The sequence below is a fragment of the Pseudomonas sp. TH41 genome, from assembly GCF_016650695.1.
GTDB lineage: Bacteria > Pseudomonadota > Gammaproteobacteria > Pseudomonadales > Pseudomonadaceae > Aquipseudomonas.
Genome location: NZ_JAEKFH010000005.1, coordinates 400,222 through 413,409, shown reverse-complemented (window position 1 = coordinate 413,409; position 13,188 = coordinate 400,222). Strand labels below are relative to the sequence as shown.

The following is a 13,188-nucleotide window of genomic DNA, read 5'->3' as shown; positions in this document are numbered from 1 at the left end:
CTGCTAGAATCGGTCACCTTGACTTCACGAGGTGCCCCCATGAACGAGCCGATCCGCCTGACCCAGTACAGCCACGGTGCAGGGTGTGGCTGCAAGATTTCTCCCCAGGTGCTGGAGGTGATTTTGGCCGGCAGCGGGGCGCAGAACCTTGATCCGAAACTTTGGGTGGGCAATGCCTCCCGCGATGACGCAGCCGTCTATTCCATTGATGAAGAACGTGGTGTCGTCTCGACCACCGACTTTTTTATGCCGATCGTCGACGACCCGTTCGATTTCGGCCGCATCGCCGCCACCAATGCAATCAGTGATATCTACGCCATGGGCGGCGATCCGTTGATGGCGATCGCGATCCTCGGCTGGCCGGTCAATGTGCTGGCCCCGGAGATTGCCCGTGAAGTCATACGCGGTGGGCGTTCGGTCTGCGACGAAGCAGGCATTCCGCTGGCCGGCGGGCACTCGATCGATGCGCCGGAGCCGATTTTCGGCCTGGCGGTCACCGGGCTGGTGGAAAAGCGCCACATGAAACGCAATGACACCGCCACGGCCGGTTGCCTGCTTTATCTCACCAAACCCCTGGGAATCGGCATCCTCACCACCGCCGAGAAAAAGGGAAAATTGCGCGATGGCGACATCGGTCTGGCCCGCGACTGGATGTGTACCCTGAACAAACCCGGTAGCCGTTTCGGCAAACTCGAGTGCGTGACCGCGATGACCGACGTCACCGGTTTCGGCCTGCTCGGCCACCTGGTGGAAATGGCCGACGGCAGCAACCTGTCTGCCCGTATCGAATATGACCGTGTGCCGCGCCTGCCGGGTGTCGAGTATTACCTTGAGCAGGGTTGCGTTCCGGGCGGGACGCTGCGCAATTTTGACAGCTACGCGAGCAAGGTCGGTGGTCTCCAGGAGCTGCATAAACAAGTGCTCTGCGATCCCCAGACCAGCGGTGGGTTGCTGATCGCCGTCACCCCTGAGGGCAATGAGCAATTCCTCAAGGTGGCCGCCGAGTTGGGTCTGACCCTGGCGCCGATCGGCGAATTGGTTGAGCGACAGAGCCGCGCGGTCGAGGTGTTCTGATGCCCATCGAATTCACCGATTACCGCGACATCTTTCTCAACGATCGGCCGATGATGGATGCCCGCGCGCCGGTCGAGTTTCACAAAGGCGCTTTCCCCGGCGTGATCAACCTGCCGCTCATGAACGATCTGGAGCGACAACGGGTTGGCACGTGTTACAAACACCACGGTCAGCAAGCAGCCATTACGCTGGGGCATCAATTGGTGTCGGGTGAAATCAAGGCCGGACGTATTCAGGCCTGGGCCGATTTTGCCCGGGCGCATCCTGAGGGTTATGTGTATTGTTTTCGCGGCGGCTTGCGCTCGCAGATCGTCCAGCAGTGGCTCAAGGACGAGGCGGGTATCGACTACCCGCGGGTTGGTGGCGGCTATAAGGCCATGCGCACTTTCTTGCTGGAGACGATCGATCAGGCGGTTGCCCAATGCGAATTCGTGTTGCTGGGTGGCATGACCGGCACCGGCAAGACCGAAGTGCTCACGCAGTTGAGCAACGGGCTGGACCTTGAAGGTCACGCCAATCATCGAGGCTCCAGTTTCGGCAAACGCGCGACGGGCCAACCTTCCAACATCGACTTTGAAAACCGGCTGGCGGTGGACGTGCTGAAGAAGCGCAACCACGGCATCGAACAGTTTGTACTGGAAGACGAGAGTCGCATGGTCGGCAGTTGCGCCTTGCCGCTGCCACTGTTTCAGGGCATGCAGCAGTTTCCGATGGTCTGGCTTGAAGACAGCCTGGAAGGGCGAGTCGAGAGGATCTTGCGCGATTACGTGGTGGATTTGTGTGCCGAGTTCATTGGCGTCTATGGCGATGAAGGCTTCTCGCTATTTTCCGAGCGCTTGTTGGCGAGTCTGAACAATGTTCAAAAACGACTGGGCGGCGAACGTCATCGGCGGATGCTGATTTTGATGGAAGACGCGCTGGCGGAACAGGCGAGCAGCGGGGCAGTGGACCTGCACCGGGGCTGGATTGAAGGGTTACTCTGCGAGTATTACGACCCGATGTATGCGTTCCAGCGGGAGAAGAAGGGGGCACGGATCGAGTTTTCCGGGGAGCGGGGTGCTGTTCTTGAGTACCTTCGGGAGCGTGTTAGTCAGCGAGGGTGATGTTGTTTTTGCTGGCCCCTTCGCGAGCAAGCCCGCTCCCACACTGGTTCTGTGGTGTTCACAAAACCAGTGTGGGAGCGGGCTTGCTCGCGAAGGGGCCCTTACAGGCGCAGTAAATCTAGAGCAACGCAGCCCCGATCACCCCGCTGACCACACCAATCACCATGGTCATCAACGCCACGCTCACCAGCACCCTGGCATCGAAATCCTTACGCAGCATCAGCAGTGACGGCAGGCTGATGCTCGGCAGGGTCATCAACAGTGCGACCGCCGGGGCGATGCCCATGCCCAGCGTCATCATGGTTTGCACGATGGGGATCTCAGCGGCGGTGGGGATCACAAACAGCGTGCCGATGATCGCCAGCGGCACCAGCCACAACAGGCTGTTGGCCATGGCGCCATCAATGTGCGGAAACACCCAGACCCGCACTGCGCCCAGCACCAGGACTGCCAGGATGTAGATAGGGATGGTGCTCCAGAATAATTGCCACAATGTCCGGCCCCAGCGGGTCAGGAACGGTTGCGTATCCTTTTCGCTGGCGTCGGCCACTGCTTCGACAGCGGCTTCCGGCAACACCTCAGGGCCGGCGATGCGCTGAGCGATCATCGACACACCAAACACCAGAACAATCCCCGCCACCAGACGCAACGCCGTGAAGCCCCAACCCAGCACGAAGCCCATGAACACCAGGGTGGCCGGGTTGAGCACCGGGTTGCCGATCCAGAACGCCAGCGCCGCGCCGACCGATACATTCGAACGGCGCATGCCGGCGGCCACCGGGGCGGCGCAGCACGAGCACATCATCCCCGGCAGGGCGAACAGACCTCCGCGCAGGGTCGACGCAAAACCGGCTCGGCCAAACAGGCGCAGCAACCAGTCTCGCGGGACCAGTACTTGCAGGAGAGAACCAAGGATCACCGCCAGCACGGCAGCTTTCCAGATCGCCAGGAAATACACCTTGGCGTAGGTCAGCGCGGCAGTCAGGGGAGCGGTTTGTGCATCGTTGAGAATAGAGGCGCCGATGCTGTGGTTGTCAGCCGCGAGGAATGCTTTCGCGTAATAAGGCGACCATTTGACGTAGTAGAGGCCGATACAGGCCACCAGGATAAACAGGGCGGGTTTCCACCAGAACGACCAACCCCTGGAGGGGACAGCTGCGCTTGAAAGTGACATGGAGAGGTTCCGCTCGAGAGGGGGAGATGCGTACAGGATAGTCCAGCCCCCGGAACCCGTAGTCGCCACCATTTGTGGGACGCGGCCGAGACTTATGTCGGACAGACCTGCGAACCATTATCCAGGCCCTGTTTGTAGCTATGGCTGACCAGACTGGCCTTGCCGTTGTGCCACGTCAGGGTAAGCACGTACAGCGAGTCGTAATCGCTGGACGCCCAGTCGTCGGTGATGTTTTGTTTCTTGCCGACGGCTTCCCCGGCGACCTTGTTGATCAGCTCCGGCAAATAGCCGTGGGACCACGCGGTGTAGATGACCGAGTTGTGATACTTGTCGAGCAGCAGTTCCTCGGCCAGGTCGCTGGTGTCGTTGGCCGAGAAATTGATGTTCACCGGCAACCCGAGCTTGATCGCGCTGGGGCTGATGGTCATCAAAGGCCGGATGTAACTGTAGGAATTGTCGAGTTCACCTTCCTCGACATTGCGCGTCGGGTTGGCCGCGAACACGTAATTGGCCTTGCCGAATTTTTCCGGCAGCAAGGTGGCCAGGTCGATGGCGCGATTGAATCCCTGGCAATTGAGCTGGCCCAGGCCTCCGGCGGGTTTCTCCGCGTGGCGCAGGAATACCAGCGTCTGGGTGCCGTCTACCGGTTGCGCGCGACTGTCACTGGATTCCAGGAACAGGAAAAGTGCGCCGGCAGCCAACAGGGCAGACAGGACAACATACGCGCGATGTTTGAAGTGTTGGACGAAGTTCAAAGGGTTCTTCATTGAATAAAGGGTTCTTCGGCGCATTCGATTAAGGCTGACAAACCTTTACACCGCAAGCTCCGAGCACTGGGTGTTTTCCATGTCGTTAAGCCGGTCCGTTTCCTAAAGGGCGGTACTCAGAGTCCTCTGAAGCCCGTTTGGTTCGATTCCGCAAAATGTGCAGCAGAGGTTATCGACATGATATTGCGCATTTATGGACACAGTACACGTGTAGGAGCTGCCGAAGGCTGCGATCTTTTGATCTTTCTCATCAGCAACATTGATAAAGACAAAAGATCGCAGCCTTCGGCAGCTCCTACATTATGATCGACACTCTCCAATTTCTTCGTGGATTCTCCCATGACCGATCTGTCTGCGTTCCCCATCACCCAAAAATGGCCGGCCCAGTACCCGGAGTGGATTCAGCTGTACTCCCTGCCGACCCCCAACGGCGTCAAAGTCTCGATCATGCTCGAAGAGATCGGCCTGCCCTACGAGCCGCATCGCGTCGGTTTTGACACCAACGATCAAATGTCTCCCGCGTTTCTGTCGCTGAACCCCAACAACAAGATCCCGGCCATCCTCGACCCTCATGGCCCGGACGACCAACCCCTGGCATTGTTCGAGTCGGGGGCGATTCTGATTTACCTCGCTGACAAAAGCGGACAACTGCTGGCTCAGGAGTCGGCGGCGCGTTACGAGACGATCCAGTGGCTGATGTTTCAGATGGGGGGGATCGGGCCGATGTTCGGCCAGCTCGGGTTCTTCAACAAATTCGCCGGCAAGGACTACGAGGACAAACGTCCCCGTGATCGTTACGTCGATGAAAGTAAAAGGTTGTTGAGCGTTCTTGATGGGCGCCTGCAAGGTCGCGACTGGATCATGGGCGAGCGTTACACCATCGCCGACATTGCGACCTTTCCCTGGGTACGCAACTTGATCGGCTTCTATGAGGCCGGCGATCTGGTGGGTATTCAGAATTTCCCCAATGTCACGCGGGTGCTGGAACGCTTCCTGGCGCGGCCGGCGGTGAAGCGCGGGCTGGAAATCCCCAAGCCAAACGATTCCATTTGATCAGGACCAGGGACGGCCATGAGTAGCTTTGATTTCAAGCAAGTCGATGTCTTCAGCCGCGTTGCACTCGGGGGCAACCCGCTGGCGGTAGTGTTCGGCGCCGATGAGCTCAGCGATGAGCGCATGGCGGCGTTTGCCACCTGGAGCAATCTCAGTGAAACCACCTTCGTGCTCGAACCGCGTGATCCCCGGGCCGACTATCGGGTACGAATATTCACGACCCTGAACGAGTTGCCATTCGCCGGACACCCGACCTTGGGCACTTGCCACGCCTGGCTGGAAGCCGGTGGTGTGCCCAAGGGCGCAGAGATCATTCAGGAGTGCGGTGTGGGGCTGGTACGAGTCCGCAGGCAAGGCGCGGAACTGGCGTTTCTTGCGCCGCCACTGATCAGAACCGGGCCGGTGGAGGTTGACGTGGTGGAGCGTGTGCGCCGTGGACTGGGGCTGGAGTCGGGCGCGATTGTCCGGGCGCAGTGGGTCGATAATGGCGCCGGCTGGCTGGCGGTGATGGTCGAGGATCGGAATCAGGTACTCGGCTTGCAGCCGGATCATTCGCAAATGCTGGGCCTCGCGGTGGGGGTGATTGCACCGTGGAATGCCGAACGCGATGGCGATGACGCGCAATTCGAAGTGCGGGCGTTCATCTCCGGCGACGGCATGCCGGAAGACCCCGCCACAGGCAGCTTGAACGCCGGAATCGCCCAATGGCTGCTCAGCGAAGGGTTGGCGCCGGCGTCGTACGTTGTCAGCCAGGGCCTGACCATGGGCCGCGCCGGCCGAATTCAGGTCGATCAGGTGGGGGATGAGATCTGGATCGGCGGTTCTGTGGTGACGTGTATTACCGGCACGTTAACCTTGTAGCAGCTGCCGAGCCTGCGTTCGACCGTGTAGGAGCGAGCTTGCTCGCGAGAAATGTAAGAGCAACGCGGTTATCCAGATCGCACGCGTGATCGTTGACGTCCATCGCGAGCAAGCTCGCTCCTACACAGTATCGATTATTGCCAAAGCGGTAAGGGTTTGTTCCGCACTTGAGATGTGTACCTGACGGCGAACCGGGCATAAGCTTCGCCCCTGCCACTTTTGTCTCGTCCTCCGTTTTTCAGGAAATTTCATGTCCAGTCAGTTCCCCGAAGCACGTCCACGCCGTCTGCGCCGCAATGCGAGCCTGCGCAGCCTGTTCCAGGAAACCGAATTCAGTCTGAACGACCTGGTCCTGCCGATTTTCGTCGAAGAAGAAATCGACGATTTCGTGCCGATCAAGAGCATGCCCGGCGTGGTGCGCATTCCAGAGTCGAAACTGGCCGGCGAGATCGAACGTTATGCCCGGGCCGGTATCAAGTCGGTGATGACGTTCGGTGTGTCCCATCACCTGGACAGCAACGGCAGCGACACCTGGAGCGACAACGGCCTGGTGTCGCGCATGTCGCGTATCGCCAAGGACGCGGTGCCGGAGATGATCGTGATGTCCGACACGTGTTTCTGTGAGTACACCGACCACGGCCATTGCGGCGTGTTGCACCACCACGAAGTCGACAACGACCAGACCCTGATCAACCTCGGCAAACAAGCCGTGGCCGCCGCCCGTGCCGGTGCTGACGTGATTGCCCCGTCGGCCGCCATGGATGGCCAGGTCCAGGCGATTCGTCGGGCGCTCGATGACGCCGGTTTCAGCCAGACCGCGATCATGGCCTATTCGACCAAATTTGCCTCGGCACTCTACGGCCCGTTCCGTGAAGCCGGCGGCAGTGCGCTCAAGGGCGACCGCAAAAGCTATCAGATGAACCCGATGAACCGCCGCGAAGCAGTGCGCGAGTCACTGCTGGACGAGCAGGAAGGCGCCGATGCGCTGATGGTCAAACCGGCCGGTGCGTATCTGGACATCATCCGCGATATTCGTGAAGTGTCGCGTTTGCCGCTGTCGGCGTATCAGGTGAGCGGCGAGTACGCGATGATCAAGTTCGCCGCGCAGGCGGGGGCGATTGATGAGGGGCGTGTGGTCCGCGAGAGTCTTGGCGCAATCAAGCGGGCAGGGGCGGATTTGATCTTTACCTACTTTGCGATGGACCTGGCGTTGGCAGGGATCTAAAAAAAGATCAAAAGATCGCAGCCTGCGGCAGCTCCTGCATGGGAAGGGTGTTCACCCTGTAGGAGCTGCCGCAGGCTGCGATCTTTTGACGTTCTGTTCAGCCAAAAAAAGGCCTGATCCCGTGAGCCCGGAAATACCGCTCGATCACTTTCGGGTCCGAGCACGTTTCGGCAATCGCCACGTACGTATCCGGCCGCAATAGATAAAACCCGTTACGCCCCAGGCCTGCTGCATCAAACGCCGGCCGCCAGTCAAACACATGCAGCGGCAAATGGTGCTCGACGCACCAGGCGATCATTTCGTCGCTGGTGTCGCCATACACATGCACCTGCCAGGTCGGACACCTCAGCGATTCGAAATTGTCCCCTTCACCGTCGTGCGCCCAGGGCAATCGATCACCGCCATGAACGTGACCGGCAACGCCGGTGCTCAAGGGCGTCCCGCGATAATTCAGGGTGACCTGCGACACCGTGCGAAACAGGAACTCGCGGGTCGTCTCGAACGAGGCCATTTTGGGGATCACGAACGGTGCCAGGCGAGTGCGCAGTACATCGGCCATGCGGCCTTCGGCGGTGACGAAACTGAACACCCGGTCGGTCGTCGCCACCAGTTTTCGCGCAAAAGCGATGCGCTCGGTTTCGTAGGTGTCGAGTAATTTAGCCTCGGCACCACCGCTCAATACGGCGGCGAGTTTCCACGCCAGGTTGATGGCATCGCCGATTCCTGTGTTCATGCCCTGGCCACCCGCCGGGCTGTGGACATGCGCAGCGTCGCCCAACAGAAATGCGCGCCCTTTGCGAAAGTGATCCGCCACCCGATGATGCACCCGGTAGGTCGAGAACCAGTTCACCTGTTCGATGTGCACCTTCATATGCTCGATAGCGCGACTGCTGACGTCTTCGAATCGCAGGGCTTCGGCATGCTCGGCACGTTCATCGCGCACGGTGCCGATCAGCCGCGCACGACCGTCGCCCGCCAATGGAAACACCGCGAGAAAATCCGCTTCATCGAGGTCCACGTGCAGTTCGCCGTTGAACGCCGGGCCGCTGGCTTGCACATCCGCCACGTAGAAAATCTGCTGGTAGGTGCCGCCGGGAAATCCCGTGTCGAGGGTCTTGCGCACAATCGACCGGGCACCGTCACAACCCGCGACGTAACAGGCCTGGCAGGTTTCCTGCTGGCCATCGGGCAGACGCAGATGGGCAGTGATACCGTCGCCGGTTTCCTCGAAGCTTTCCAGTTCAGTGTTGCGCTCAACCCTGATGCCAAAGGCTTCCAGGCGGTCTATCAGTAGCCGTTCGTGCTCGTCCTGGGGGAAAATCTCGAGGAACGCATAGGGCGTCAAACCCTCGCCGATGCGGGTGAGCGGCAGCCGCGCCACGGGTTCGCCCTTGACCCAGAAATTGGCGGCTGCCACGCGATGGCCGTCGCGCACAATGGCATCGCTGAGGTCGAGCTGACGGTAGAGTTCCAGCGTCCGTGCCTGGACGGCCAGTGCCCGGGACGTGGTGCCGGCGGTCGACGTCTTGTCGATAATCCGCACGCGTACCCCCAGTTTGCTCAGCCATAGCGCCAGCACCAGCCCGGTGGGGCCGGCGCCGATGATCAATACGTCGCTACGGTTCATGCGCTCGTCCTCCTCGGTTTGTGGAGCAAGTATGGTTCACTCGCAGAGGACGGTCAGGCTGACTGCCCAACGGAAAAAGACCTTGCGGGCGTGCTCGAAGGGAACGAAGACCTGCTGTGAAAAGGGGGGGCTGGAACATCCGGAGACCGCCAGCAGTCATAGCCTGCGTCATGGCATTAAACGTATGGTGACCCCGGTTAAGCGGATTAGATGGAGCAACATGCAAGCCAATCGATTGATCATGAGTGTCGCCGCGCTGATGGTTCTGGCCGGTTGCGGCACTCAGCGTCCTCAGGAAGCGGCGGCGCGCAAGCCCGACGAGGTCAAGGCGGAGATCGTGCGCCTGTTGCCCGCCAAGACTGTCGATCGCCAAGGCTGGGCCACGGACATTTATGCGGCATTTGCTGCCCAGAAAATCTCACCGACCACGCAAAACCTGTGCTCGGTATTGGCGGTCTCCGAGCAAGAGTCCACTTTTCAGGTAGACCCAGCGGTGCCGGGCCTGGGCAAGATCGCCCGCGACGAGATCGACCGTCGGGCCGCCAAAGCTCACATTCCCGGCCTGCTGGTGAGCGGCGCATTGCAGGTGCGTTCACCCAACGGCAAAAGCTACAGCGATCGACTGAGTGCGGCGCGCAGTGAAAAAGAACTCAGCGCGATTTTCGATGACTTTATTGGCATGGTGCCCATGGGCCAGACGTTGTTCGCAGGTTTCAACCCGGTGCACACCGCCGGGCCGATGCAGGTCAGCATTGAATTTGCCGAGCAACACGCAAAGGATTATCCGTACCCGGTGGAGGGTTCGATCCGTCATGAAGTGTTTACGCGGCGCGGTGGCCTGTATTTCGGTATCGCCCATTTGCTCGGTTATCCGGTGAGCTACACCCAGCCGCTTTATCGTTTTGCCGATTTCAATGCCGGTTGGTACGCCAGCCGTAATGCCGCGTTTCAGAACGCAGTGAGTCGGGCCTCGGGCATACCGCTTGCGCTGGACGGTGATTTGATCCGCTATGACTCGATCATGCCGGGCACCACGGAGCTGGCAGTGCGCACCCTTGGCAAGCAACTGGGCATGCGCAATCCGACAATCCGGGATCAGCTGGAAGAAGGCAAAAGCATCGATTTCGAGGACAGCACACTCTATCGGCGGGTCTTCGAGTTGGCCGAAAAGGCTGAAGGCCGGCCATTGCCTCGTGCGGTGCTGCCGGGGATCGTGCTGGAGAGCCCGAAAATTACCCGCAAACTCACCACGGCGTGGTTTGCCAAACGGGTCGATGAGCGTTATCAGCGGTGCATGGTGAAGGCGCGTTGAAGATCAAAAGATCGCAGCCTGCGGCAGCTCCTACAAGGGCGGGGTACAACCGCGTGGTCGTACGCGATCCCTGTAGGAGCTGCCGCAGGCTGCGATCTTGGCGCATGCCCGAACACTGCATGAGTTCCAGATTATTACAGGCATAAAAAAACCCGGCTGATGAGGCCGGGTTTTTCGTGTAGGAGCGAGCTCGCTCGCGATGGTCGTTAACGATGATGCGTGTTTACTGGCTAAGCGCGGCGCTCTTGAGTCCATCGCGAGCAAGCTCGCTCCTACAATTTTCGCTGGCTGTTTAGGCCGGGCTTTCTCGTTGAGTGCTGCTTGCAAGCTATTCATTCATGCAACACGGCTCTCGATCAGACGATCCGAGCCACCTTCAGCCACACGGCTCTCGATCAGACGATCGGAACCACCTTCAGCCACACGGTTTTCGATCAGACGATCCGAGCCACCTTCAGCCACACGACTCTCGATCAGACGATCGGAACCACCTTCAGCCACACGGCTCTCGATCAGACGATCGGAACCACCTTCAGCCACACGGCTCTCGATCAGACGATCCGAACCACCTTCAACCACACGACTTTCAATCAGACGATCCGAGCCGCCTTCAGCGACAACCGGGTGAGCAGGGGCAGCGGCAAAAGCGTTAACTGCAAAAACCGAGAAAGCGATGCTGAGAAGGGTTTGGCGTTTCATGAGAGTGTGCTCCGGGGTGTTGTTGGTTTGTATGGAGCCGATGTTACGCCGCGGATTTTTTATGAGAACTTCATTGACGTGATGGTGAACATCGACAGCAATGATAGGGCGTGGAAGGAATCCCACGCGAGCGTGATGGTTCGGTCGTCGGGTGGCGACGGTGTGGTCGGCCACGGCTTCTACACTGGTTAGCTGGCGGGTGCCTTGTCACGACGGCGCAGTTGATTGCTGCGCTTGGGTAGGTGTTGCCGCAGGTTCCGGTCTTTTGATCTTTTCCACTTCGTGGTCCCAAGGAAGTGTTTATGTACCAGCTTTACGGACACAAGAACTCCGGCGCTGCGGCGATAGAAGCGGCCCTTGAACTCTGCGAGATTCCTTACCGCTTCATCGACGCGCAAGCGTCCCTGGAGGCGGCTCAAACCCTTGAGAAACTCAACCCGCTCAAGCAGATTCCGACGCTGCAATTGCCCGACGGCAGCATTTTGACCGAGAGCGCGGCAATCCTGATTCACCTGGGGCTGACGTTTCCCCAATCGAAGTTGTTGCCAAAACTGCCCGCCGAGCGCGATCAGGCGATTCGCGGCCTGGTGTACATCGTCAGCAATTGCTATCCGGCCATCGGCATCATCGATTACCCCGAGCGCTGGCTGGTCAAGGCGGACGAGTCGTCCAGGCAGAACCTCATGGCCGGTACCCGTGGGCGCCTGCATCGGAGTTGGGAGGTGTTTGCCGATCAGTTTTCGGGCGAGTTGTATCTGGGCGATGAGACGCCGGGGGCACTGGATGTGTTGGCGGCAGTGATCACGCGGTGGGCCGGCAGTCGCGAGCATTTACGCAGTGCCCGACCCGGTTTTTCGGCATGGCTTGAGCGAATCGACCGGCACCCGACGTTGGCACCGGTCTTTGCCCGGCATTGGCCCGCCTGAAGAACACCGCCAATCCATCAATGTGGGAGCGAGCCTGCTCGCGATGGGGTCATCACAGCCGACATCAATGACGAATGTCAGGCCGCCATCGCGAGCAGGCTCGCTCCCACAGGAGAGGGGCATTACTCGCCGCGAATGTACTGCTCCAACTGACGAATCAGCTCGGCCTGTTCGGCGATGGCTTCCTTGACCAGGTCACCGATGGAGAGCAAACCAAGCAATTTGCCGTTTTCCACCACCGGCAGGTGGCGCAGACGTCTATCGGACATGATGCCCAGGCAAGTATCGACGGTTTGATGGGTGTCCACGGTGATCACCGGGGACACCATGATGTCGCGAACCGGCGTGCCGACCGAAGAACGTCCATGCAGCACCAATTTGCGGGCGTAGTCTCGCTCACTGATGATGCCTAGCACTTCATCATTCTCCACCACCAGTAAGGCGCCGACGTTTTTCTCGGCCATCTTCATCAGAGCTTCCAGCACCATGTGATCGGGTTTGATCTGGTGCACTTCCTGATTCTTCTGATCTTTCAACTTGAGCAGTTGGGCGACGGTTTTCATGGCGGTTTCTCAGGTGTTGTCGTTGTCCTTGAAGAATCGTAGACCCGAGCGCTGAGGGCAAGGGAGAAAGCGGCAGATAACGCTCAAAAAACGCCATTTGGCGGTTTTTCTTCGCCTTTCATCGTTTTATCGGGTGGGCACGAGACGGTATCTACACTGATATTACGGTGCGCATCCGTCGCACCGGACGACCACACTACTGGAGTCTGACCCATGACCGACCGTACCTGCGACTGCCCCAAATGCTCATGCAAACTGGGCGAACATCCGATTGTGCGCCACGGTAAGCACTATTGCTGCGAAGGTTGCGCCAAGCACCACGAACACGGTGAGGAATGCTCCAGCAAGGGCTGCAAATGTGCCCACGGCTGACGGGGGGCTATTGTAGGAGCGAGCTTGCTCGCGATGGTCGTTAACGATAACGCGTATTGACTGGCTATACGCGGTGCTCTTGAGACCATCGCGAGCAAGCTCGCTCCTACAATTCAGTTCAGTTCAGTTCAGTTCAGTTCAGTTCAGTTCAGTTCGCCGGTCGCCAGGTAACATTCTCGACGCCGAATTTTTCCGCCAGCGGTTTGCTGGTCTTTTGTACCTTCTCTCGGCCAAAGCGAGGGATTCGTCCGACCCCCGCGTCGCAACTCGCCCAATGCCAGGCTTCCGCGTTGTCCATTTTGTCCAGGCGGATAATGAAAGACTTGGGTGCACCATGAAGGGTGTATTCAATGATGAAAAGTTTTGCGTTGTTCATATAGCCCGTATTCCTCCCTGTGGTAATAGAGGGATCGCTGGCGTAGCGGAAAATTC

At 59.2% G+C, this 13,188-nt stretch carries 14 protein-coding genes; 8 read left to right on the top strand and 6 right to left on the bottom strand.

Features of this window, described 5'->3' with window-relative positions; translation table 11 throughout:
* Positions 1 to 39 precede the first annotated feature (39 nt).
* Both selD and mnmH read left to right on the top strand, forming a co-directional pair.
* Positions 40 to 1,074, top strand: coding sequence for a selenide, water dikinase SelD (gene selD / locus JFU37_RS20400; RefSeq protein ID WP_201117971.1), 1,035 nt, complete (start codon positions 40 to 42; stop codon positions 1,072 to 1,074).
* Positions 1,074 to 2,177 (top strand): tRNA 2-selenouridine(34) synthase MnmH, encoded by a 1,104-nt coding sequence (gene mnmH / locus JFU37_RS20395; RefSeq protein ID WP_201117969.1) that lies wholly within the window; start codon positions 1,074 to 1,076, stop codon positions 2,175 to 2,177. Before selD ends, mnmH begins: the two co-directional genes overlap by 1 nt.
* 118 nt (positions 2,178 to 2,295) lie before the next feature.
* On the opposite strand, the gene JFU37_RS20390 is transcribed toward mnmH, so the two are convergent.
* The gene (locus JFU37_RS20390; RefSeq protein ID WP_201117967.1) at positions 2,296 to 3,351 is read right to left on the bottom strand and encodes a permease; all 1,056 of its coding nucleotides are present in this window, start codon (positions 3,349 to 3,351) and stop codon (positions 2,296 to 2,298) included.
* 92 nt (positions 3,352 to 3,443) lie between these two features.
* Positions 3,444 to 4,118, bottom strand: a complete 675-nt coding sequence (locus JFU37_RS20385) for a histidine phosphatase family protein (RefSeq protein WP_201117965.1) — start codon at positions 4,116 to 4,118, stop codon at positions 3,444 to 3,446.
* 339 nt (positions 4,119 to 4,457) lie between these two features.
* Between JFU37_RS20385 and JFU37_RS20380 the strand changes: the two genes are divergently transcribed.
* The 3 genes from JFU37_RS20380 (at position 4,458) to hemB (ending at position 7,257) form a co-directional block, all read left to right on the top strand.
* A complete protein-coding gene (locus tag JFU37_RS20380; protein WP_201117963.1) occupies positions 4,458 to 5,171 on the top strand; it encodes a glutathione binding-like protein in 714 nt (237 codons plus the stop codon).
* 18 nt (positions 5,172 to 5,189) lie between these two features.
* Positions 5,190 to 6,032: a PhzF family phenazine biosynthesis protein gene (locus JFU37_RS20375; RefSeq protein WP_201117960.1), complete on the top strand. Its 843-nt coding sequence runs from the start codon at positions 5,190 to 5,192 to the stop codon at positions 6,030 to 6,032.
* A 250-nt stretch (positions 6,033 to 6,282) separates the two neighbouring features.
* Positions 6,283 to 7,257 (top strand): porphobilinogen synthase, encoded by a 975-nt coding sequence (hemB, locus tag JFU37_RS20370; protein ID WP_201117958.1) that lies wholly within the window; start codon positions 6,283 to 6,285, stop codon positions 7,255 to 7,257.
* Between the two features lie 97 nt (positions 7,258 to 7,354).
* On the opposite strand, the gene JFU37_RS20365 is transcribed toward hemB, so the two are convergent.
* Positions 7,355 to 8,884, bottom strand: a complete 1,530-nt coding sequence (locus JFU37_RS20365; RefSeq protein ID WP_201117956.1) for an FAD-dependent oxidoreductase — start codon at positions 8,882 to 8,884, stop codon at positions 7,355 to 7,357.
* Positions 8,885 to 9,104: 220 nt separating this feature from the next.
* Here JFU37_RS20365 and JFU37_RS20360 point away from each other — a divergent pair, with 220 nt between their 5' ends.
* The gene (locus JFU37_RS20360) at positions 9,105 to 10,196 is read left to right on the top strand and encodes a DUF1615 domain-containing protein (RefSeq protein WP_201117954.1); all 1,092 of its coding nucleotides are present in this window, start codon (positions 9,105 to 9,107) and stop codon (positions 10,194 to 10,196) included.
* Positions 10,197 to 10,532: 336 nt separating this feature from the next.
* Here JFU37_RS20360 and JFU37_RS20355 read toward each other — a convergent pair whose 3' ends face one another.
* Positions 10,533 to 10,895: a hypothetical protein gene (locus tag JFU37_RS20355; RefSeq protein ID WP_201117952.1), complete on the bottom strand. Its 363-nt coding sequence runs from the start codon at positions 10,893 to 10,895 to the stop codon at positions 10,533 to 10,535.
* 302 nt (positions 10,896 to 11,197) lie between these two features.
* On the opposite strand from JFU37_RS20355, the gene JFU37_RS20350 reads away from it, so the two are divergent.
* Entirely contained in the window at positions 11,198 to 11,821 is a 624-nt protein-coding gene (locus tag JFU37_RS20350; protein WP_201117950.1) for a glutathione S-transferase N-terminal domain-containing protein, read from the top strand.
* Between the two features lie 122 nt (positions 11,822 to 11,943).
* Here the strand turns inward: JFU37_RS20350 and JFU37_RS20345 are convergent, their stop codons facing one another.
* The gene (locus JFU37_RS20345; RefSeq protein WP_201117947.1) at positions 11,944 to 12,384 is read right to left on the bottom strand and encodes a CBS domain-containing protein; all 441 of its coding nucleotides are present in this window, start codon (positions 12,382 to 12,384) and stop codon (positions 11,944 to 11,946) included.
* A gap of 213 nt (positions 12,385 to 12,597) precedes the next feature.
* On the opposite strand from JFU37_RS20345, the gene JFU37_RS20340 reads away from it, so the two are divergent.
* Positions 12,598 to 12,756, top strand: a complete 159-nt coding sequence (locus JFU37_RS20340) for a metallothionein (RefSeq protein ID WP_201117945.1) — start codon at positions 12,598 to 12,600, stop codon at positions 12,754 to 12,756.
* Positions 12,757 to 12,904: 148 nt separating this feature from the next.
* Here the strand turns inward: JFU37_RS20340 and JFU37_RS20335 are convergent, their stop codons facing one another.
* The gene (locus JFU37_RS20335) at positions 12,905 to 13,132 is read right to left on the bottom strand and encodes a DUF6555 family protein (RefSeq protein WP_201117943.1); all 228 of its coding nucleotides are present in this window, start codon (positions 13,130 to 13,132) and stop codon (positions 12,905 to 12,907) included.
* Positions 13,133 to 13,188: the final 56 nt, after the last annotated feature.